This is a genomic window from Pantoea eucalypti (assembly GCF_009646115.1).
GTDB classification, from domain to species: Bacteria; Pseudomonadota; Gammaproteobacteria; order Enterobacterales; family Enterobacteriaceae; genus Pantoea; species Pantoea eucalypti.
The window spans coordinates 3,111,049-3,131,836 of record NZ_CP045720.1 but is presented as its reverse complement, the minus strand read 5'-3'; the positions used below and the strand labels follow the sequence as shown (position 1 = coordinate 3,131,836).

Below are 20,788 nucleotides of genomic sequence, written 5' to 3'. Positions count from 1 at the left end.
GACCTGGCTGGATGCAGGGTGCGATGTGAAATAATAAAAGAGGGGATGAATAGAGTGAATAAGTCACAATTGATCGACAAAATTGCTGCCGATGCTGATATTTCTAAAGCTGCTGCAGGACGTGTTTTAGATGCATTTATGGGCTCAGTTTCAGATGCGCTGAAAGAGGGTGATGAAGTGGCTCTGGTGGGTTTCGGCACATTCTCTGTGCGTGACCGCGCTGCACGTACCGGTCGTAATCCGCAAACCGGTAAAGAGATCACCATTCCGGCCGGTAAAGTTCCCGGTTTCCGTGCTGGTAAAGCATTGAAAGACGCTGTCAATTAATAACAACGAATAGATTCATTGACGCATTTTCTTCAGTGGATTAGAGGACGATTAACCCGTTCTCATGTAACATACGGGCACATCAATCTGATGTGCCTTTTTTTTGTTTTAACCGGTGAGAATCGGGCCGTAAGATGGACCTGGACCGGATTGAGACTGCCAGCTAAGCCTGCAGTTGCGTAAGTCGCCAGCGAGTGGCGAATTGCGACCGAGCTTTACATTCACACTACAGCGGAGTGTTGCCATACCATGATGGACAATTTACGCGCGGCGTCGAACAATGTCGTGCTCAAGATTATTCTGGGACTGATTATGGTCTCCTTTGTGCTGACGGGCGTTGGCAACTATCTGATTGGCGGCAATAACGATTATGCGGCCAAAGTTAATGGTCAGGAGATCAGCCGTGGACAGCTGGAGCAGGCGTTCAACAGCGAACGCAGCCGTCAGCAGCAGATGCTGGGCGACCAGTTCTCGCAGTTGGCCAGCAACGATGGCTACATGCAGCAGATCCGCCAGCAGGCGCTGTCGCAGTTAATCGATCAGGCGCTGCTTGACAGCTACATCAAAGATCTCCACCTCAGCATCAGTGACGATCAGGTTAAGCAGGCTATCTTCAATCAGCAGGCTTTCCAGACCAACGGCAAATTCGACAATGCGAAATATCTGGCTCTGATCGGCAACATGGGTTTCAGTGCTGACCAGTACGCTGAAGCATTGCGTAAGCAACTTTCTAATCAGCAGCTGATTAATGCCGTTGCTAACACCGATTTCACGCTCAAAGGCGAAGCCAGTAAACTGGTGGACCTGGTTTCACAACAGCGTGACATTCGTCAGGCGACGCTGGACGTCAACGCGCTGGCGGCGAAGCAAGCCGTCACCGACGATGAAATCAGTCAGTATTATCAGCAGCATAAAACCAGTTTTATGGCGCCGGAACAGTTCCGTGTCAGCTATATCCTGATGGATGCGGCCAGCATGCAACAGGATGCCAGCGAGGCGGATATTCAGGCCTGGTACGACCAGCATAAAGCAGACTATACACAGCCGCAGCGTACGCGTTACAGCGTGATTCAGACTAAAACTGAAGCCGATGCCAATGCGGTACTGGCCCAGCTGAAAGGTGGCGCCAGCTTCGCGGATGTGGCGAAAGCCAAATCAATCGACCCTATTTCTGCGCGTAAGGGCGGTGATATGGGCTGGCTGGAACCTTCAACGACGCCGGATGAGCTGAAAAATGCGGGTCTGACTCAGAAAGGCCAGATGTCAGGCGTGATCAAATCCTCAGTGGGTTTCCTGGTCGTTCGTCTCGACGATATTCAGCCAGAGCAGGTTAAGCCGCTGAATGACGTTCGCAGCGCCATTGCCGCGAAAGTGAAGCAGGAAAAGGGCGTTGATGCCTTCTACAAACTGCAACAGAAAGTCAGCGAAGCAGCCAGCAATGACAATGAGTCACTGGCGGGTGCGGAGCAGGCTTCGGGTCTGAAAGCGAAAGAGACCGGCTGGTTCAGCCAGGATACGCTGCCAGACGCACTGAACTTCGATGCGGTGAAGCAGGCGATCTTTAATGGTGGCCTTGTGGGGCAAAACGGCGCGCCGGGCAACAACTCCGATATCATCACTGTTGATGGCGATCGTGCCTTTGTGCTGCGTATCAGTGAGCACAAACCAGAAGCGGTAAAACCGCTGGATCAGGTTAAGGCGCAGATCACGGACACGCTTAAGCATGATAAAGCGACGCAGCAGGCGAAAGCCCAGGCGGATAAACTCCTGACCGATCTCAAAGCCGGTAAGCAGGATGCGCTGACTGCCGCGGGTCTGACCCTGAGCGCCAGCAAAACTGTTGACCGTAACGCGCAGGATCCTGTTGCACAGGCGGCCTTTAATCTCCCTCAGCCCGCGGAAAATAAACCTTCATGGGGTGTGAGCGAAGATATGCAGGGCAACGTGGTACTGGTGGCGGTTGATAAAGTTAAAACGGGTAGCATGCCGCAGGCGCAGATTGACGAAATGGTCAAAGGCGTCACGCAGAATAATGCACAGCTGACGTTTGAAGCGTTGCTGCAAAACCTGCGTAAAGAAGCCAAAATTAAGTACGGCGCTGCTGCACAAATGCAGTAAGCCTCGCAGAAACAGTGCAACAACAGTAACAATCAAAGGCCGCATTCGCGGCCTTTTCCATTTCTGCAATTCCACTTTTGTGCCTTGTGCGCAGCGGTGACACGCTGTCGCTGCTGTTTAAACACAAGGAGAAACACAGCATGGCTAAACCTAAACTCGTTGCCCTTTATCTTTCCCTCGCGCTGGGTGGTGCACTCTGTCATACCAGCGTCTCTGCGGCCCCTGAATCTGCCAGCGACGCTGTCACGCAGAGCGCACTATCCGCGTCAAAGCCGGCATCACCATTACAGCCACAGCAGGAGCAGGTCAGTATCAATGACGCGACAGCGGAACAGCTCACTGCCGTCATGAATGGCGTAGGGTTGAAAAAAGCCCAGGCGATTGTGAGCTATCGCGAACAGTACGGGCCCTTTAGCGCAATTCAGCAACTTAGCGAAGTGCCGGGCATTGGCAACGCGTTGATAGAGCGGAATGCGGGCAGGCTGAAATTGTGAGGCAGTACACATCTGTGATGCTTAAGCCGCGCTGAGCAGGCGACTCTGCTAAAGTGAACAGGTCCAACCAGTTAACTTACAGTAGCAGGAGAGCATGACCATGCAGACCACCATAAAAGTGCGCGGCTATCATCTGGATGTCTATCAGCACGTCAACAATGCACGCTATCTTGAGTTTCTTGAGGAAGCTCGCTGGGAATGGCTGGAAGAGGTTGAAGCATTCCACTGGTTGCAGGAACAGAAACTGGCTTTTGTGGTGGTCAACATCAACATCAATTATCGTCGCCCGGCCGTGCTGGGCGACGTACTCACTATCGACAGTGCAATCACGCAGTTGAATGGTAAAAGCGGCATTATTGCGCAGCGGGTTTTGCTGGCAGGTCAGGAAACCGTCGTGGCGGATGCTGCACTCACGTTTGTCTGTATTGATTTGCGGACCCAGAAGGCGGTTGCGCTGGAAGGAGAATTACGCGAGCGACTGATGCGTCTGATGGCATAAACCGGGTAAAGGCGGCAAACTAAATTCTCTGCCGCCACGCCAGAGTGCCTTAACTAAGGCCGCTCTTAGCTTTCATCGCGGCCATTACCCTATCACGATCGTTGAGATACCCCTGCAAGCCATTAGCCCTTAAATTGCAGGCAGCACACTCACCACATCCGTCACCTTTCACGCCGTTATAGCAGGTCAGCGTCTGCTCACGTACCAGCGAAAGCTGCTGCCAGTAGTCCGCCAGCGCCCAGGTTTCCGCTTTGTTGAGCCACATCAGCGGCGTCTCAAAACGAACCTCGCGCGCCATGCCAAGCGACACCGCATTGTTCAGCGCTTTAACAAACTCATCACGGCAATCGGGATAGCCAGAGAAATCGGTCTCACAGACGCCAGTGATCACCGCTTCCGCTTCAACCTGGTAGGCATAAACCGAGGCCAGCGTCAGAAAGAGAATATTGCGGCCCGGCACGAACGTACTGGGTAAACCACTGGCCTCAGGATTGTAAGCCGGCACCGGAATGTTATCCCGTGTCAGGCTGCTGACGGCGAGTTCGTTCAGCATGGTCACATCCAGTACTTTATGCGCGCGCGCGCCCAGTTTAATGGCCAGATCCCGGGCAACCTCAATCTCTTCCCGGTGGCGTTGTCCATAATCGAACGTGACGCAGTGAACCTCATCATATTGCTCTAAGGCCTGAATCAGACAGGTAGTGGAGTCTTGTCCACCGCTGAAAACTACAACAGCGCGTTTCATGGTGTTTTCCTGGTCATTAATTTTGCGCTTATGGTAATGCCTCAGTCCGCTGCTGAACAGCTGCAAGGCGGATCAATGGGCGGTGGAATCCAGGCGCGACTGAAATCGAACCAGCCCAGCGTGTTGAGCTCAATGCCTTCAACGCCAGGCGGTGCGTGGATTTGGTAGCGATAATTGAACAGCGGCAGCAGAATGCCCTCCATCATCAGCTGATGATAAAGCTGGTGAAGCGTGTGAATACGAATGTTGCTGTCCGCGATCTGCTGAATAGCCAGCAGTTGCGCCTGGACGTCTTCGCCCTCTGGTGTGACCCACAGCGGCCGCCATAGCGGATCGCTCTGCAACCAGTTGGCCAATGTAAAGACCGGCGCATCACCAATCAGCCTGTCACCCATCACGATATCTGCTTCATCGAGTTGCTCGATGCGGTGCCAGTTTTTTACCGGGTGAAACACCACGTTCAGGCTGCAACCGTGCCGTTTTAACAGGGCAACCAGCGCCTGTGACATCTGGTGTAATTCAACCGGTAACTGATAATGCAGCGTCAGTGTCGCCGGCAAGGGGACCGGGACATGATTAATCCGCGGCACATCCCAGCCAGGTAACAGTTCGCTGCTGGGCGTGATTAATCCTTCATCCAGTGGCAACCGGCTGACGATGCCGCTTTGCTGAATTAGCTGAAAAAGCGTACGTGCCTGATCGCGCGTAAATCCGGCTCGTGGTCGGCAGACCAGATAACAGAAGCCGAGACTGATGCTGCTGCTCACCGGTTGTAACGTCCTGAGTTCATCGGCATCCCCTATGGCAATTTGCACCGGATGACGACAGCTACTGCCGAGAGCAGGATCAAACAACTGAGGCGTAATCCAGTACTCCACGGCTTGCAACAGCGGCCGCTGCAGATGCCAGCGGGAATGACTTTCAATCCTGACCAGCTCAGGACTAAAGTGCGCCAGTTTCCATGGGCCGCTGCCAATGACAGCATCATCAGGATGAGGCAACAGGCATAACAGATGGGCAAGGCGATGAGGCAGCCAGAAGTCAGGGCGTCGCAGGATAAACCGCAGCGCAAGCGGATGGAGGGCATCCACGCTAATCACATCAGCCAGCAATACACGCACGCGCGTATCGTGCAACAGCTGACGGAATTGCGTCACCAGTTGTGCGGCCTGCACTGGCTCGTCGTTGTGCCACATTAGCTGAGGACGTAACCAGAATAACCAGCTACAAGATGCCTCATCATGTTGCCAGTGGTGTGCCAAATCGCCCACCGGCTCATCCTGCTCAAACCGGGTCAGTCCTGAGTAGATCTGGCGCACCAGATGCTGTTCAGCCCGTCCGGCAATCTGGCGCGGCTCAGTGCTTTCCATCGGGCGATAGTAGGGAATGCGCAGAACCGGCGTATCGTTCTGCCACTGTCCACCCATGAGTGGCCGCAGCATATTGATTAGCCTTTCCGGTGCCAGATCCAGCAACTGCAAAGCCTCCGCCGCCTCTCCGGCATCAAGCTGGCGTTGCAGCAACTGCTGTCGTAATTGTTCAGGCGTTTGCAGAAACGTTAATTGCCCCTGCTTGCCACGGCCTGGCTCGCCATGCCAGTGAAGCCAGCCTGCGTGCTGCCACTGTGACAGCAACGTTCGCAGATGGCGTTCGCTGCAGATGCAGTGGCGTGCCATCTCTGCCACGCAGGTCTGCTGAGAGGCGCCCAGACTCTGCTGCCACAGACGTTGAAACTGATTAAGGCGATTAAGTTGGCGCATGCTAAACCCGGAACAGTTTTTTTTAAGTATTCACTATTAGTTCCGCAATTTACAGGCAATAGTAAAGCCATCTTTCAGCAGGAGGGGAATCATGGTGCGTTTAGCCGCGTTCGATATGGATGGCACATTGTTGCTGCCGAATCATCAGTTGGGGCAGCAGACTCTGGAGAGTTTGCAGGCATTGCATCTGCGTGATGTTAATCTCGCGCTGGCAACGGGCCGCCATCTGCAGGAAATGCAGATCCTGCGGGAAAAAATGACACTTCCCGCATGGCTGATCACCGGTAATGGCACCCGCGTACACGATCGATCTGGCAATCTTATCTTCGCACGTGATCTGCCTCCTGCCGTCGCTGAAGAGGTCATCCACCGCCACTGGGATACCACCGCGACAATCCATATTTTCAACGATCAGGGGTGGTTTACCGATCGACCTGCTCCGGAGCTGCTGGTGGCCCATCAGATGAGCGGATTCGGTTATCAACTGTGCGATCTTAAAAAGCTGCCTGCGCATCAGGTGACAAAAATCTGCTTTATTGATCAGCATCAGAATCTGTGTCGGCTAAAGATCTCGCTGGATGCCGCATTGGGCGAGCAGGCTACGATCTGCTTCTCTGGGGTGGACACGCTGGAGGTCTTGCCCGCTCACTGCAACAAAGGCAGCGCGCTGGCGCTGTTATGTGATCACCTGTCGCTGACAATGGCGGAATGTATGGCGTTTGGTGATGCGATGAACGATCGCGAGATGCTGGCGCAGGTCGGGCAGGGCTTCATCATGGGCAATGCGATGGCGCAATTGAAAGCCGCACTTCCGCATTTACCCGTATTAGGGCATTGCGAGACACAGGCAGTGTCTCACTATTTAAATCACTGGCTGGCTACACCTGACCTCGCGTATTCCCCCGAATGCTGAGGATTGCCGTGCACCGGACAGGATGTCCGGTTTTTTATTCCAGCTCGCGCTGCCACGGCGTGATATCGCCAATATGTTTTGCTACCCACTCTGGCTGATAGTAGCTATCGGGATAACGTTCGCCACTGTCGCAAAGCAGTGTCACCAGCGCCCCTTGCTGATTTGCCGCCCGTAAGCGTTTCGCCACCTGCATCATGCCCCAGAAATTAGTGCCGGTAGAGGCGCCAGGTTTGCGTCCCAGAATCTTTTCCAGTTTCAGCATGGCGGCCAGCGTCGCACCATCCGGCACTTTTATCATTTCATCGATCACGTCAGGCATAAACGAGGGTTCTACCCGTGGACGGCCAATCCCCTCGATCATGCTGCCGCGCGTGCTGGTCAGAGTGGCATCACGCTGCCTCCAGTAGTCGAAAAAGACAGAATGCTGCGGATCCACTACCAGCATTTTCGTTTCCAGTCCCTGGTAACGAATATAGCGGCCCAGGGTCGCTGAAGTGCCGCCGGTGCCTGCACTCATGATGACAGTATGGGGAATGGGATAGGGCTCGTGCTGCATCTGACGAAAGATGCTCTCTGCAATGTTGTTATTGCCACGCCAGTCTGTCGCGCGTTCAGCGTAAGTAAACTGATCCATAAAATGGCCATTCAGCTGCCGCGCCAGCCGTTCAGACTCTGCGTAAAGCTGGCAGGGATCCTCGACAAAATGGCACTGTCCGCCATAAAACGCGATCTGCTCAATTTTACGCTTCGCTGTACTGGCGGGCATCACTGCAATAAACGGCAGGCCCAGCAGCCTTGCGAAGTACGCCTCAGAAACGGCAGTGCTGCCTGACGAGGCTTCTATAATCGGCGTATCCTGTTTAATCCAGCCATTAGAAAGGCCGTAAAGAAACAGAGATCGTGCCAGCCGATGTTTAAGACTGCCACTGGGATGGGTGCTCTCATCTTTCAGATAGAACCAGATGCCGGGAAAATCCGCCAGATCGAACCGGATCAAGTGGGTCTCTGCCGATCGTTGAAAGTCAGCATTAATTTCGTTGATAGCGTGACGAATCCAGCAAGTGTGCATCTCAGGCGTCCGATAAAAAATAATGAGACTATTTTATGGCACGTGCAGGAAAAAGAGATTGCAAAATTACCGCTAAAATCGCGGTAATGGAGAAAATGATTCTCTCGGAGCCCCGAATGTTAGATAAAACTGACCTCAAATTGCTCGCGCTACTGCAGCAGGACTGTACCCTGTCACTGCAGGCATTGGCGGATGCCGTCAACCTTACCACCACACCCTGCTGGAAGCGCCTGAAAAAACTGGAAGATGATGGCATTATTCGCGCTCGGGTAGCGTTGCTGGATGGTGATAAAATCGGACTGTCACTGACGGCATTTATGTTTGTGAAAACCCAGCAGCACAGCCGCGACTGGTATCAGACTTTTGTCTCCGTGGTGAGTAGCATGCCGGAGGTCATGGCCTTTTACCGCATGGCAGGGGAGTATGATTACCTGCTGCGCATTCAGGTGGCCGATATGAAAAGCTATGATGCTTTTTACAAGCGAGTAGTCAATGGGGTGCCCGGCCTGATTGATGTGACATCCAGCTTCGCCATGGAAGAGATTAAATACACCACGGCTTTACCTGTCGCCCTCTGAGGGCCTGAGATTGAGAGCAGCGTTGTGCGATTATTCAGTCAGTTAAGTTGGTATTTCCTGCGGGAGTGGCGGCGCTATCTGGGCGCGGTCATCCTGCTTATTGTTATTGCTATTCTGCAGTTGCTGCCGCCGCATGTAGTCGGCGTGATTGTCGATGGTGTAACACGTGACAACATGAGTTCCAGCCGCATCATGATGTGGATTGGGATCATGCTGGCAACGGCAATCGTGGTCTATCTGCTGCGCTATGTCTGGCGCGTCCTGTTGTTTGGTGCCTCCTACCAGCTGGCGGTTGAACTGCGCGAAGATTTTTATCGCCAGTTGAGTCGTCAGCAACCGGCATTTTACCTGCGTCACCGCACCGGCGACCTGATCGCGCGCGCCACCAACGACGTGGACCGGGTGGTGTTTGCGGCCGGAGAAGGGGTACTGACGCTGGTCGATTCGCTGGTGATGGGATGTGTGGTGTTACTGGTGATGAGTACTCAGATCAGCTGGCAACTGACGCTGCTGGCGCTGGTGCCGATGCCGATTATGGCTATCGTGATCCATCGTTACGGCAATCAGTTGCACCACCGCTTTAAGCTGGCACAGGCGGCCTTCTCCAGCCTCAACGATCAGACGCAGGAGAGCCTGACCAGCATCCGGATGATCAAAGCCTTTGGTCTGGAACAGCATCAGTCGCAGCAATTTTCCGACATCGCCCGTGATACCGGGGAAAAAAACCTGCGCGTCGCGCGGGTCGATGCCCGTTTCGATCCCACAATCTACATCGCGATCGGTTTCTCAAACCTGCTGGCGATTGGCGGCGGCAGCTGGATGGTGTGGCATGATCAGATGACGCTGGGACAGCTCACCAGTTTTGTGATGTATCTCGGCCTGATGATTTGGCCAATGCTGGCGCTGGCGTGGATGTTTAATATTGTCGAACGCGGCAGCGCCGCCTGGAGCCGCATCAGTGCGCTGCTGGCAGAAGCGCCAGCGGTGGAAGATGGCGATAAATCTTTACCCCACCAACCCGGCATGCTGCAGGTCGCTATTCGCGCCTTTCACTATCCGGCCAGCACAGGTCCGGTGCTAAGCGATATCATCTTCCAGTTGAAACCCGGTGAAATGCTGGGACTGTGCGGGCCAACCGGCAGTGGCAAAAGCACACTGCTCAGCCTGATTCAGCGTCACTTTGATATTCAGCAGGGTGACATCCGCTACCATCAGATCCCGCTGCCGCAGTTACGGCTGGACAGCTGGCGCAGCCGTCTGGCCGTAGTCAGCCAGACACCGTTCCTGTTCTCAGACAGTGTGGCGAACAATATTGCATTGGGGAAACCGGGCGCAACCCAGCTGGAGATAGAACGTGCAGCTATGCTGGCCTGTGTGCATGACGATATCCTGCGTCTGCCGCAGGGTTATGAAACGGAAGTCGGGGAGCGCGGCGTCATGCTGTCCGGTGGACAGAAGCAGCGTCTTTCGATTGCCAGGGCACTCCTGCTGAATGCCGAAATCCTGATTCTGGACGACGCACTTTCTGCAGTGGATGGACGTACCGAACACGAAATCCTGCATAATCTGCGCATCTGGGGGCAGGGGAAAACACTGATTATCAGCGCACACCGCCTGTCGGCGCTGACAGAAGCCAGTGAAATTCTGGTGCTGCAACAGGGCAGCGTGATGCAGCGAGGCGATCACGATGCGCTGGCCAGCAGTGCTGGCTGGTATCGTGATATGTACCGGTATCAGCAACTCGAAGCGGCACTGGATGATGATGAAAATGAGAAAGGAGTGCCGCATGGCTAAGTCTGCACGCTTGTGGCCAACCCTGAAGCGTCTGCTGAGCTACGGCAAGCCATGGCGCAAATCTCTGTCGCTGGCGGTTGGCATGCTCTGGATTGCTGCCGCAGCGGAAGTGACCGGCCCGGTGCTGGTCAGCTATTTTATTGATAACCTGGTGGCGAAGCATCAGATGCCCTGGGGTATCGTTGCCGGACTGGTGGTGAGTTTTATTCTGCTTCAGTTACTGGCCGCCGGGCTGCACTACTGGCAGGCGCTGTTATTCAACCGTGCCGCAATTGGTGTGGTCCAGCAGTTGCGCTGTGACGTGATGAATGCAGCACTCTGTCAGCCGCTGAGCGCCTTTGATACCCAGCCGGTCGGTCAAATCATTTCGCGTGTGACGAACGACACCGAAGTCATCCGTGATCTCTACGTCACGGTGGTCTCCACTGTACTGCGCAGTGCTGCACTCGTTGGCGCCATGATGGTAGCGATGTTCAGCCTTGACTGGCGCATGGCACTGGTGGCGATGATGATCTTCCCGCTGGTACTGATAGTCATGTTTATCTATCAGCGCTACAGCACGCCGATTGCCCGACGGGTTCGTAGTTATCTGGCAGACATTAACAACGGCTTTAACGAAGTGATCAGCGGCATGAGCGTGATTCAGCAGTTTCGCCAGCAGGCGCGATTTGGTGAGCGTATGGGCGAAGCGAGTCGCTCCCACTATCTGGCGCGAATGGAGACGCTGCGTCTTGATGGCTTTCTGCTGCGCCCTCTGTTGAGCCTGTTTTCAGCGATGGTACTGTGTGGGTTGCTGATCCTGTTCAGCTTCTCGGTGCCTGGCGTGTTTGAAGTCGGGGTGTTGTATGCCTTTATTACTTACCTGGGCCGCCTGAATGAGCCGCTGATTGAGCTGACCACGCAGCAATCGATGCTGCAACAGGCGGTGGTTTCTGGTGAGCGTATTTTCGAGCTGATGGATGCTACGCAGCAGCAATATGGCATCGACCCGCAGCCACTGGCTTCAGGTCGTATCACCCTGAACAATCTCAGTTTTGCCTACCGTGAAAACCGCGATGTACTCAGTGATATCAATCTTGACGTCGCACCGCGTGAATTCGTGGCACTGGTGGGCCATACCGGCAGCGGCAAGAGTACTCTGGCTAATTTGCTGATGGGCTACTACCCGGTGACGCGCGGCGAAATCCGGATTGATGACCGGCCTATTGGTGACCTGAGTCATGCCGTGCTGCGACACGGTATCGCGATGGTGCAGCAGGATCCGGTCGTCCTGGCCGATACGCTGCTGGCCAATGTCCGGCTGGGCCGCGACATCAGCGAAGAGGCTGTCTGGCAGGTGCTCCAGCAGGTACAGCTGGCGCCACTGGCGCAGGCTTTACCAGAGGGAATTCATACCCGGCTGGGCGAGCAGGGCAATAATTTGTCGGTCGGACAGAAGCAGCTGCTGGCGCTGGCCCGGGTACTGGTTGATCTGCCGCAGATACTTATCCTCGACGAGGCAACAGCCAATATCGACTCCGGTACCGAACAGGCGATTCAGCAGACACTTGCGACGCTTCGTCAGCACAGTACGCTGGTGGTGATTGCGCACCGACTATCAACGATTGTGGAAGCGGACAAGATCCTGGTGCTGCATCGCGGTCGTGTGGTGGAGCAGGGTACCCATCAGCAACTGCTGGCGATGCAGGGACGCTACTGGCAGATGTATCAGCTACAACAGGCAGGTGAAAATCTGGCGTCGGGCGTGCCTGTAACATCTGAAGGTTGAGCTGCACCTTTTTTGAGCATGTTTATCAGAATAATCTGTACAAATGCACTCCTTTGACGCCTTAAGCACCAAAGGAGTGCAGTCCCTGGCAGTATTCCCCTTCATCCAGGCTTCAGGTTTCCGCTACGGTTAAAACCATGCCTTGCCGCGTCTCGCCTGACTCACTGATTAACGTCAGTTTTACACTCTGGCACAGGCTTTGCTTATATCCCTTCGTGTCCATAAACGTTACCAATTTACTCGCTGGAGGGGATCCAATGAAGCTGGTCACCGTCGTAATTAAGCCATTCAAGCTGGAGGATGTACGTGAAGCTTTATCCTCTATCGGCATTCAGGGACTGACCGTCTCCGAAGTGAAGGGGTTTGGCCGTCAGAAAGGCCATGCAGAGCTTTATCGTGGCGCAGAATACAGCGTAAATTTCCTGCCAAAAGTCAAAATTGATATCGCGATTGCCGATGATCAGCTGGACGAAGTGGTGGATGTCATCAGTAAAGCGGCTTACACCGGCAAAATTGGCGACGGTAAGATTTTCGTGGCTGAACTGCAGCGCGTCATCCGTATTCGTACCGGCGAGACCGATGAAGCCGCTCTGTAATCAAGACTCAGTACTGTGATGGGATGGAATAAAAATGAATAAAATGTTAGCTAAGTTGGGCCTCACCAGCCTGGCACTGTTACCCTCACTCGCGATGGCTGCGCCTGCCGTTGCGGACAAGGCTGATAACGCATTTATGATGATTTGCACCGCGCTGGTGCTGTTTATGTCAATTCCAGGTATCGCGCTGTTTTACGGTGGTCTGATTCGCGGCAAAAACGTTCTGTCGATGCTGACCCAGGTCGCGGTGACCTTCTCGCTGGTTTGCGTATTGTGGGTGGTCTACGGCTACTCCCTGGCGTTCAGTGAAGGCAATGCTTTCTTTGGTGGCTTTGGCTGGGCCATGCTGAAAAACATTCAACTTACCGCCGTAATGGGCAGTTTCTATCAGTATATCCACGTCGCTTTCCAGGCCTCATTTGCCTGTATCACCGTGGGCCTGATTGTCGGTGCGATCGCTGAACGTATCCGCTTCTCTGCAGTACTGATTTTTGTCGGTGTCTGGCTGACGCTCTCCTATTTACCTATCGCGCACATGGTGTGGGCGGGCGGTTTCCTGGCTCAGGATGGTGCGCTGGACTTTGCTGGCGGTACAGTAGTGCATATTAACGCCGCAGTAGCAGGTCTGGTGGGCGCTTATCTGGTAGGCAAACGTGCTGGCTTTGGTAAAGAGGCCTTTAAGCCACACAACCTGCCAATGGTCTTCACCGGCACCGCGATTCTTTATGTTGGCTGGTTCGGCTTCAACGCCGGTTCTGCGTCTGCAGCAAATGAAATCGCGGCATTGGCCTTCCTGAACACCGTCGTCGCAACCGCGGGCGCAGTCCTGGCATGGACCTTTGGCGAGTGGGCGGTACGTGGTAAGCCTTCTCTGCTGGGTGCCTGTTCAGGCTTTATTGCCGGTCTGGTAGCGATTACCCCAGCCTGTGGTTACGTTGGCGTGGGCGGATCCTTGATCATCGGTCTGGTTGGCGGCCTGGCAGGATTGTGGGGTGTGACCACCCTGAAGAAATGGCTGCGTGTGGATGATCCCTGCGATGTGTTCGGCGTACACGGCGTCTGCGGAATTGTAGGCTGTATTCTGACTGGCGTGTTTGCTTCCTCTTCACTGGGCGGCGTGGGCTATGCACAGGGCGTTACCATGGGCCATCAGGTCTGGGTGCAGCTGTTCAGCGTCGGCCTGACTATCGTCTGGTCGGGTGTTGTCGCCTTTATCGGCTTCAAGCTGGCTGACCTGATTGTTGGTCTGCGTGTACCGGAAGAGCATGAGCGTGAAGGTCTGGATGTAAACAGCCACGGCGAGAACGCTTACAACCAGTAATGTGTCAGTACGGAAAAGATTAATCGGGGGCGAGAAATCGCCCCTTTTTTTATTCGCTGCGCTGACGCATCACGCCTTCCTGAACCGTCGACGCCACCAGCACACCTTGCTGATTGTAAAACTCACCCCGGACAAAACCGCGTGCGCCAGAAGCCGAGGTACTGACTACGCTGTAGAGCAGCCATTCAGTGAAGTCGAACGGGCGATGGAACCACATGGAATGGTCGATCGTGGCGACCTGCATGTCCGGTTCTAAAAAGCCTTTGCCGTGCGGCTGAAGCGCGACCGGCAGGAAATTGAGATCGGAAGCATAGCCGAGCAGGTACTGATGAATACGTAAGTCGTCAGGTAGTGGGCCAGTGGCACGGATCCAGACCTGGCGCTCAGGCTTAGCCACATGTCCCCGCAACGGGTTGTGAATCTGTACCGGACGGATCTCCAGCGGACGTTCAGCAATGAATTTCTCGCGTAGCTTTTCTGGCAGAAGATGTGCCATTTTCTGCGCCATCGCCTGTTCAGTTAACAGGTTTTCAGGCCCGACGACTTCAGGCATCGGATTTTGATGTTCAAATCCGCTTTCCGGCGACTGAAACGATGCGGTCATGTAAAAAATCGGCTGTCCATTCTGAATGGCACTTACCCGCCGGGCACTGAAACTTTTGCCATCACGCAGCGTTTCAACATCATAGATAATCGCTTTCTGGCTATCGCCGGGCCGCAAAAAGTAGCTGTGGAAAGAGTGGATAACGCGATCTGGCGGAACGGTTTGCTTAGCGGCATAAAGCGCCTGACCGACCACCTGACCGCCAAAAACCTGGCGCAGACCCAGATCTTCGCTCTGGCCGCGATATAGACCCTCTTCGAGTTTTTCCAGATTTAACAGATTCAGCAGATTTTGCAGTGCCTGACTCATGGCGCATTCCTCAATAAAGTGACCTGCTCAGTGTGAAAGATCGGACCAGTTAACGTCAATCAGACTTTCCGCTTTAGCTGAGCCAGGCAAAATTTCATTTTTGTGCCAACATTAAGGACATACGGCGAGTGAAACGCTGTAAGCAGGATTCGCTGCCGACAATCATTTTGATCAAATGGAGACGACATCAATGAAACTCAGGCATGTGTGTAGTGGTGTAATTATGGCGCTTGCTGTTGCGGGATGCGCCGATAAGAGTAAACCCGTTCCGACCCCCACTCTGGGTTCTGCGGTTGCAGGCCAGACCGCGGCAATTGCGCAGCCTAACGTAAGTGGCTCTGTATTTATCCGCCAGCGCATTGCGCTGCCGCCGGATGCGGTGTTAACGGTAACCCTGTCTGATGCCTCTGTATCCGACGCACCATCAAAAGTGCTGTCGCAACGCGTGGTGCGTACTGAAGGTAAACAGGCACCGTTCCAGTTCGTGCTGCCGTTTAACCCGGCCGACATCCAGCCTAATGCGCGCATTCTGTTAAGCGCAGCGATCTCAATCGACGGCAAGCTGGCTTTTGTCACTGAAGGCGTGAAGCCGGTGATCAACCAGGGTGGCACTAAAGCTGAACTGCTGCTGGTACCCGTGCCATCAATGGCGATGCCAACCCAGCCGGGGGCAGCGACCACCGTTCCTTCGACCTCACCGACTCAGGTGACGCCGTCTGCAGCTGTTCCTGCACCAACCCATATTTAATCACTTTTCGGGGCGACCTTGTCGCCCCTTTTACTGCCTGAAATCCCAGCGATACGTTCCGATATCAAGCTGTCCCTCATCACTTACCTCTATGCCTTCGGCTTCCAGTGCATCGCGCTGTCTGAACAGACGGTCGCCCTGCAGTGAAATTTTACCGTGACGATTGACGACGCGATGCCAGGGAAGGGCAGTACCTTCAGGTAACCGACTGAGCACGCCGCCGACCTGACGTGCCGCCCGCGGAGAACCTGCCAGCAGCGCCACATCGCCATAGGTAGTGACATGGCCATACGGAATAGCGGCAACAATTTGCCAGATGCGTTGCTGAAAGGTGTCAGGCTGATCCATGTGTTTATTTCATCTGCTTATTTCATCAGGAATAGGGTCTTAACTTTAGCATGGGGAGAAAGCAGTGAAAGCGTTATAGCGGCGGTTGTTCAAGAAAACAACGGTTGTCCCGACTACGCTTGCAATTGCACCCTCCTTCCCAGATAATGCCCCCGCTCTCGTAAAGAGGGCTTGTCAATGGGGGCCCTGTTGGTTCTCCCGCAATGCTAGCTTGTGAACTCGGTCAGATCCGGAAGGAAGCAGCCGTAGCAGGTGACGCGTGTGCCGGGATGTAGCTGGCAGGGCCCCCACCACTTTCTCCCTCGCAATATCCCTTCACAGAAACTGCAGACAGGCAAAACCCGCCTGGCCGATTGGTTTGACGGCAGGCAGGAATATCCGGTACTAAAAAGTGTAAAGCTAAGTACTAATCAATAAAACTAGCGGACAAATTTCCAGACTGAACCCGGGACTTTATCGTAAAGCTTGTTCATCGTCAGTTCTGCCAGACGATGGTCAGCTGCCGAGTAAAATACCGCTAACTCATCTTCAGGTAATTCATACTTATTTTTTTCAATGACCCTTTCCAGGGTATCCAGTGAACGGCAACGCCGTAGTCGCATCAAATAATCAGTTTTAGTCAGGGTTTTGTTCATAAATAAACCGTTCTCATGTCTGTACTATAATGAATGGCTCGGTTGCTGGAGAAAAGCGCACTCTTCAGTGAACAGATTAAATAAGCGTTTAGCTGAACGTTGCCACCGTTGAAGATCCGGACTATTGACACCATAGTTGCTGAATAACATAAAGGTATCATCAAGATATTCATCGATTTGCGAAATCAGCGCTTCATCTTCAACGTGCTTAATTTTGTAATTCATGGTGAAAGAGGCGATGTGCTCAATCAAATCGTTAAGCTGCAGATTGCTTTCAGAAGTGGGATCATTTACCCAGCCATGATGGCTGTCGGTTAATGTTGCCATGCTGTCGTCAAACAGGCTTTCACATAGGTATTTAAGCTGGGCAATATCATGCCGTTTCGGTGAGTATTCGTCCATCTTTTTCCCCTCCATAGCTAGCACAGTTGCCGCAGGGCAGCGAGTCACGATAACGCCGCCGGGAAGCGATTATTCGGGCAGTTATTAAACGGGATATCTTAAAGATAGTGTAAAACCATTAGTTCTGCTCACCTCCATTACTAAATATTACAATTCATCGCTGGGGGAGGGTTGTGCATTGTCAATCGCATCAAACTCAAGTGCACCGGGCACAATGCGAAACTTCACCTGCTCCGATTGCGTTACTGTTTCATTTAAATCCTGACAAGGACTAAATAAATTCCAGTCAAAATCGTAAAGTAATTTAAAACTATCCAGATCCTGATATTCAACACAAATAATTTTTAAACTGCCAGGAACTAACTGCGCATTCTGCGAATACCAGCGTAAATCCCCTACCAGCAAATCTGTTATTTTGAGAATATTCCGCTGAACAATCTCCGCTAATTTTGTGCAGTCTGATTCGCCTACAGCAATATCACATTCAATTCGTGACAACATATCTGGTCCGCTTATAACCGTTAATAAACCTATCATTGGATTTCTGCAACCAGTTTGCAAGCCAGCAGAGCACAAAACCGTTAATTGTTAACCTGCGCCAGTGGTGTGAGCAGGCTGCATCGCATGTCTGCGACTGCCAGTGACACCTGGTGTTATTTATCTTTTGATACACATTCGCGCATAGGTGCAACAACAATATCCGATATATTATTGTTATGTTATAACATATTGGTGAAGTGATGCGTCAGAGTGGATTACTTATGTCATTAGGTGGGCGACTGGCTATCGCACTGCTGTTCATTGCGCTGCTTGCTGTGGCGATAAAATGGGGGATCAGCGCATGATCCGGTTCAACGCACTTCGCGCGGGCTATCAGGGACAGGCTGTTACCCCCGCCATCAATGGTCAGCTCAGCGCTGGCTCGATGACAGCCCTGGTCGGCGCGAATGGTAGCGGCAAATCAACACTGTTAAAAACCATCGCGGGCTTGCTGCCACCAATAGCGGGGCGCTGCGAGCTGCAGGTTTCGCGGCGGGCTATTGGCTGGATGCCACAGCGTACTGAACTGGAGACGCGCTTTCCCCTGACGGTATTTGAACTGGTTTCAATTGGCTGCTGGCCTCGCTGCGGCTGGTTCGGCGGCATCAACCGGGAACTGCGTCGGGAAATCTGGCAGGCGCTGGAGGCGGTTCAGATGCGTGATTATGCAGATGCGCAGCCCGCGACCTTATCGGGCGGACAGCTTCAGCGCGTCTTGTTTGCGCGACTGATGTTGCAGCGCAGCCAGCTCTGGCTACTGGATGAGCCTTTTAACGGCATTGATAGTCAGACGGTAACATTACTGATGTCGATACTGGAACAGCAACAGCAGGCTGGAACAACGCTGCTGGTGGTGCTGCACGACCGTCCACTGGTCGCTCGCTACTTCAGTAATGTGATGTCGATGGATGATACGGAGGTCAGTTGCACCTGGCTCCCTGATCCCCCTCTGCGGAGTTATGCGCCGTGACGTTGATACAGCCTTTTATTGAGTTTGGGTTTATGCGGCGCGCACTGGTTGCCTGCGTCGCGCTGGCTATCAGTGCCACGCCACTCGGCGTATTTCTTTCGCTGCGCCGTATGAGTCTGATTGGCGATGCATTATCACATGCCGTGTTGCCGGGTGCGGCTATTGGCTATCTGATCTCCGGACTGTCACTGGTCGCGATGGGTATCGGCGGCCTGATCGCAGGTTTAGCCGTGGCGCTGCTCTCGGGCGCGGTGAGTCGATACACGCCCTTAAAAGAGGATGCCAGTTTTGCCGGGTTTTATCTCGGTTCGCTGGCGCTGGGCGTCACGCTGGTCTCACTGCGCGGCTCAAGCGTGGATCTGCTGCACGTGCTGTTTGGCTCGCTGCTGGCGGTGGACAACGCTGCACTGTTGCTGGTTGGCGGCATCGCCGCCTTTACGCTGATTATGCTGGCGATCATTTATCGTCCGCTGGTCATCGATGCCTTTGACAGTGACTTCCTGCGGGCGCAGGGAAAATGGAGTGCACCGCTGGTGCATGGTCTGTTTTTAATGCTGGTGGTGCTGAATCTGGTGGCGGGCTTTCAGGTGCTGGGCACGCTGATGTCGGTGGGATTAATGATGCTGCCCGCTGCCAGCGCCCGTTTCTGGAGTCGCCATCTTGCCGCGATGCTGGCTATCGCCATTTTCATGGCAATGCTTTCAGCCCTGGCTGGCCTGATGCTCTCCTGGCACTTTTCATTACCGGCCGGTCCCGCTGTGGTGCTGAGCGCCGCCATGCTGTTTTTTTTCTCCATTCTTGCAGGGCCATGCGGCGGGATTTTGCGCCGCCATTAATCTTAAGGGGTATCTATGAAAAAATTACCGGTTAGCCTGGCGCTCGCTGCGCTGTTTGCCACGCCATTTGCAATGGCAAAAACGGTGGATGTCGTGGCCAGTTTTACTGTGCTGGCAGATATCGTCAAACAGGTCGGCGGCGATCATGTCAACGTAAAAAGTCTGGTGGGACCGAATGGCGATCCCCATACGTTTGAACCTACGCCACAGGACAGCCAGGCATTGGCGAAGGCCGATCTGGTGTTTGTCAGCGGACTGGGGCTGGAAGGGTGGATGGATCGCCTGGTCAGCGCGTCGGGATATCGCGGGCAGCCCGTGGTCGCTTCAACGGGTGTGACTACCCGCAGCATGGAGGAGGAGGGCAAAACGGTGACCGATCCACACGCCTGGAACAGCATGCAGAACGGCGTTATCTACGCGACCAACGTGATGAATGCGCTGGTCAAAGCCGACCCTGAAGATGCACCAGCAATCCGCAAGCGTGGGCAGAATTACATACAGCAACTGCAGGCGCTGGATAGCTGGGCAAAAACGGCCTTTGATGCTATTCCAGTCGACAAACGTAAAGTGCTGACCAGTCACGATGCGTTTGGTTACTTTGGACAGCGATATGGCGTAACGTTTCTGGCACCCGTCGGATTCTCTACTGAAGCAGAAGCGAGTGCCAGCAACGTGGGGAGCTTAATCAACCAGCTCAAACAGCAGCACATTAACCGCTATTTCATCGAGAATCAGACGGACCCGCGGTTAGTGAAACAGATAGCCAGCGCGACCGGTGCTGAGCCAGGTGGTGAGCTCTATCCGGAAGCGTTATCCACGGCTTCTGGCCCGGCGGCGACTTATCAGGCGGCCTTTAAACATAACGTGAATGCGATGCTGAAGAGTATGCAATAGGCATAAAAAAGGCCGGGCGAGCCCGGCCAGTCATCACGACACAAACTAGCGTTTCTTCTTCCTTCCCTGTACAGCCTTAAAGCGTGGATTTGTTTTACAGATGACGTAAACACGTCCTTTCCTGCGCACCACTTTGCAATCCCGATGGCGATTTTTGGCGGAGCGCAGAGAGCTTAATACCTTCATGAGTTACCTCTTCTTTGCGGCCAGGAAAGAACCGAAACGCTGGTTAAAGCGTGCGGTGCTGCCTTCTTTAGCAAAATCTTTCTGTTTGCCGGTGTAGAAAACATGCGAGGCGGATGACACGTCCAGAGTGACGTAGGGCAGTGTTTCGCCTTCGAACTCAACTGTGCGATCGGTTTTAATGGTGGATCCGATTTTGAACCACACATCCGCGGATGTGTCATGGAAGACCACGTGACGATAGTGAGGATGAATATTCGCTTTCATAATGCACGCCTATGTAATGTTATAATATAACATTATTATGCGCCGCACCTTTTGAGATTGCAACTGTCGT

The 20,788-nt window shown here is 53.7% G+C and carries 24 protein-coding genes and 1 other RNA gene; 15 read left to right on the top strand and 10 right to left on the bottom strand.

Going from position 1 to position 20,788, the window contains the following annotated elements; translation table 11 throughout:
* The first annotated feature begins 54 nt into the window (after nucleotides 1-54).
* The 4 genes from hupB (at nucleotide 55) to EE896_RS14685 (ending at nucleotide 3,438) form a co-directional block, all read left to right on the top strand.
* Nucleotides 55-327 carry a nucleoid-associated protein HU-beta gene (gene hupB / locus EE896_RS14700; RefSeq protein ID WP_033731763.1) on the top strand — a complete coding sequence of 91 codons (273 nt, stop codon included), beginning with the start codon at nucleotides 55-57 and terminating at the stop codon, nucleotides 325-327.
* A gap of 249 nt (nucleotides 328-576) precedes the next feature.
* The gene (gene ppiD, locus EE896_RS14695) at nucleotides 577-2,445 is read left to right on the top strand and encodes a peptidylprolyl isomerase (protein WP_140916011.1); all 1,869 of its coding nucleotides are present in this window, start codon (nucleotides 577-579) and stop codon (nucleotides 2,443-2,445) included.
* Nucleotides 2,446-2,585: 140 nt separating this feature from the next.
* The gene (locus EE896_RS14690) at nucleotides 2,586-2,939 is read left to right on the top strand and encodes a ComEA family DNA-binding protein (RefSeq protein ID WP_008924899.1); all 354 of its coding nucleotides are present in this window, start codon (nucleotides 2,586-2,588) and stop codon (nucleotides 2,937-2,939) included.
* A gap of 100 nt (nucleotides 2,940-3,039) precedes the next feature.
* Nucleotides 3,040-3,438 carry an acyl-CoA thioesterase gene (locus tag EE896_RS14685; RefSeq protein WP_003850485.1) on the top strand — a complete coding sequence of 133 codons (399 nt, stop codon included), beginning with the start codon at nucleotides 3,040-3,042 and terminating at the stop codon, nucleotides 3,436-3,438.
* A 49-nt stretch (nucleotides 3,439-3,487) separates the two neighbouring features.
* Here the strand turns inward: EE896_RS14685 and queC are convergent, their stop codons facing one another.
* Nucleotides 3,488-4,183 (bottom strand): 7-cyano-7-deazaguanine synthase QueC, encoded by a 696-nt coding sequence (gene queC, locus EE896_RS14680; RefSeq protein ID WP_140916010.1) that lies wholly within the window; start codon nucleotides 4,181-4,183, stop codon nucleotides 3,488-3,490.
* A gap of 41 nt (nucleotides 4,184-4,224) precedes the next feature.
* The gene (locus EE896_RS14675; protein WP_140916009.1) at nucleotides 4,225-5,943 is read right to left on the bottom strand and encodes an SgrR family transcriptional regulator; all 1,719 of its coding nucleotides are present in this window, start codon (nucleotides 5,941-5,943) and stop codon (nucleotides 4,225-4,227) included.
* Nucleotides 5,944-6,034: 91 nt separating this feature from the next.
* Between EE896_RS14675 and cof the strand changes: the two genes are divergently transcribed.
* Entirely contained in the window at nucleotides 6,035-6,856 is an 822-nt protein-coding gene (cof, locus tag EE896_RS14670; protein WP_008924902.1) for an HMP-PP phosphatase, read from the top strand.
* A 34-nt stretch (nucleotides 6,857-6,890) separates the two neighbouring features.
* On the opposite strand, the gene EE896_RS14665 is transcribed toward cof, so the two are convergent.
* Nucleotides 6,891-7,925 carry a PLP-dependent cysteine synthase family protein gene (locus EE896_RS14665; RefSeq protein ID WP_008924903.1) on the bottom strand — a complete coding sequence of 345 codons (1,035 nt, stop codon included), beginning with the start codon at nucleotides 7,923-7,925 and terminating at the stop codon, nucleotides 6,891-6,893.
* Between the two features lie 116 nt (nucleotides 7,926-8,041).
* Here EE896_RS14665 and EE896_RS14660 point away from each other — a divergent pair, with 116 nt between their 5' ends.
* From EE896_RS14660 to amtB, 5 genes are all read left to right on the top strand, one after another.
* The gene (locus EE896_RS14660) at nucleotides 8,042-8,503 is read left to right on the top strand and encodes an Lrp/AsnC family transcriptional regulator (protein ID WP_033742960.1); all 462 of its coding nucleotides are present in this window, start codon (nucleotides 8,042-8,044) and stop codon (nucleotides 8,501-8,503) included.
* A gap of 24 nt (nucleotides 8,504-8,527) precedes the next feature.
* The gene (locus EE896_RS14655) at nucleotides 8,528-10,297 is read left to right on the top strand and encodes a SmdA family multidrug ABC transporter permease/ATP-binding protein (protein WP_105099434.1); all 1,770 of its coding nucleotides are present in this window, start codon (nucleotides 8,528-8,530) and stop codon (nucleotides 10,295-10,297) included.
* Complete coding sequence (locus tag EE896_RS14650) at nucleotides 10,290-12,065, top strand: SmdB family multidrug efflux ABC transporter permease/ATP-binding protein (RefSeq protein ID WP_008924906.1); 1,776 nt, start codon at nucleotides 10,290-10,292, stop codon at nucleotides 12,063-12,065. The genes EE896_RS14655 and EE896_RS14650 overlap by 8 nt, the downstream gene beginning before the upstream one ends.
* Before the next feature lie 257 nt (nucleotides 12,066-12,322).
* A complete protein-coding gene (gene glnK / locus EE896_RS14645; RefSeq protein ID WP_003850469.1) occupies nucleotides 12,323-12,661 on the top strand; it encodes a P-II family nitrogen regulator in 339 nt (112 codons plus the stop codon).
* Between the two features lie 34 nt (nucleotides 12,662-12,695).
* Nucleotides 12,696-13,982, top strand: coding sequence for an ammonium transporter AmtB (gene amtB, locus EE896_RS14640; protein WP_003850465.1), 1,287 nt, complete (start codon nucleotides 12,696-12,698; stop codon nucleotides 13,980-13,982).
* A gap of 49 nt (nucleotides 13,983-14,031) precedes the next feature.
* Here amtB and tesB read toward each other — a convergent pair whose 3' ends face one another.
* Nucleotides 14,032-14,895: an acyl-CoA thioesterase II gene (gene tesB / locus EE896_RS14635; protein ID WP_003850463.1), complete on the bottom strand. Its 864-nt coding sequence runs from the start codon at nucleotides 14,893-14,895 to the stop codon at nucleotides 14,032-14,034.
* Between the two features lie 190 nt (nucleotides 14,896-15,085).
* Here tesB and EE896_RS14630 point away from each other — a divergent pair, with 190 nt between their 5' ends.
* The gene (locus EE896_RS14630; RefSeq protein WP_008924908.1) at nucleotides 15,086-15,643 is read left to right on the top strand and encodes a YbaY family lipoprotein; all 558 of its coding nucleotides are present in this window, start codon (nucleotides 15,086-15,088) and stop codon (nucleotides 15,641-15,643) included.
* A 30-nt stretch (nucleotides 15,644-15,673) separates the two neighbouring features.
* On the opposite strand, the gene EE896_RS14625 is transcribed toward EE896_RS14630, so the two are convergent.
* Nucleotides 15,674-15,991, bottom strand: coding sequence for an MGMT family protein (locus EE896_RS14625; protein WP_039659087.1), 318 nt, complete (start codon nucleotides 15,989-15,991; stop codon nucleotides 15,674-15,676).
* Nucleotides 15,992-16,178: 187 nt separating this feature from the next.
* Here EE896_RS14625 and ffs point away from each other — a divergent pair.
* Nucleotides 16,179-16,275, top strand: an RNA gene (ffs, locus tag EE896_RS14620) — signal recognition particle sRNA small type.
* A 135-nt stretch (nucleotides 16,276-16,410) separates the two neighbouring features.
* Here ffs and EE896_RS14615 read toward each other — a convergent pair.
* The 3 genes from EE896_RS14615 to EE896_RS14605 all read right to left on the bottom strand — a co-directional run bounded on the left by EE896_RS14615 (nucleotide 16,411) and on the right by EE896_RS14605 (nucleotide 17,529).
* Nucleotides 16,411-16,626: an HHA domain-containing protein gene (locus EE896_RS14615; RefSeq protein WP_003850458.1), complete on the bottom strand. Its 216-nt coding sequence runs from the start codon at nucleotides 16,624-16,626 to the stop codon at nucleotides 16,411-16,413.
* Nucleotides 16,627-16,650: 24 nt separating this feature from the next.
* A complete protein-coding gene (gene tomB / locus EE896_RS14610; RefSeq protein WP_003850455.1) occupies nucleotides 16,651-17,028 on the bottom strand; it encodes an Hha toxicity modulator TomB in 378 nt (125 codons plus the stop codon).
* Between the two features lie 147 nt (nucleotides 17,029-17,175).
* Nucleotides 17,176-17,529: a hypothetical protein gene (locus EE896_RS14605; RefSeq protein ID WP_003850454.1), complete on the bottom strand. Its 354-nt coding sequence runs from the start codon at nucleotides 17,527-17,529 to the stop codon at nucleotides 17,176-17,178.
* A 340-nt stretch (nucleotides 17,530-17,869) separates the two neighbouring features.
* Between EE896_RS14605 and EE896_RS14600 the strand changes: the two genes are divergently transcribed.
* From EE896_RS14600 to EE896_RS14590, 3 genes are read left to right on the top strand one after another with little or no spacing between them, the layout of a single operon-like run.
* Complete coding sequence (locus EE896_RS14600) at nucleotides 17,870-18,538, top strand: metal ABC transporter ATP-binding protein (RefSeq protein ID WP_008924910.1); 669 nt, start codon at nucleotides 17,870-17,872, stop codon at nucleotides 18,536-18,538.
* Nucleotides 18,535-19,374 (top strand): metal ABC transporter permease, encoded by an 840-nt coding sequence (locus EE896_RS14595; protein ID WP_003850449.1) that lies wholly within the window; start codon nucleotides 18,535-18,537, stop codon nucleotides 19,372-19,374. The genes EE896_RS14600 and EE896_RS14595 overlap by 4 nt, the downstream gene beginning before the upstream one ends.
* Nucleotides 19,375-19,389: 15 nt before the next feature.
* A complete protein-coding gene (locus tag EE896_RS14590; protein WP_003850447.1) occupies nucleotides 19,390-20,268 on the top strand; it encodes a metal ABC transporter substrate-binding protein in 879 nt (292 codons plus the stop codon).
* A 45-nt stretch (nucleotides 20,269-20,313) separates the two neighbouring features.
* Here the strand turns inward: EE896_RS14590 and ykgO are convergent, their stop codons facing one another.
* Entirely contained in the window at nucleotides 20,314-20,454 is a 141-nt protein-coding gene (ykgO, locus tag EE896_RS14585; RefSeq protein WP_003850445.1) for a type B 50S ribosomal protein L36, read from the bottom strand.
* Nucleotides 20,455-20,457: 3 nt separating this feature from the next.
* Nucleotides 20,458-20,718: a type B 50S ribosomal protein L31 gene (locus EE896_RS14580; RefSeq protein ID WP_008924911.1), complete on the bottom strand. Its 261-nt coding sequence runs from the start codon at nucleotides 20,716-20,718 to the stop codon at nucleotides 20,458-20,460.
* Nucleotides 20,719-20,788 lie beyond the last annotated feature (70 nt).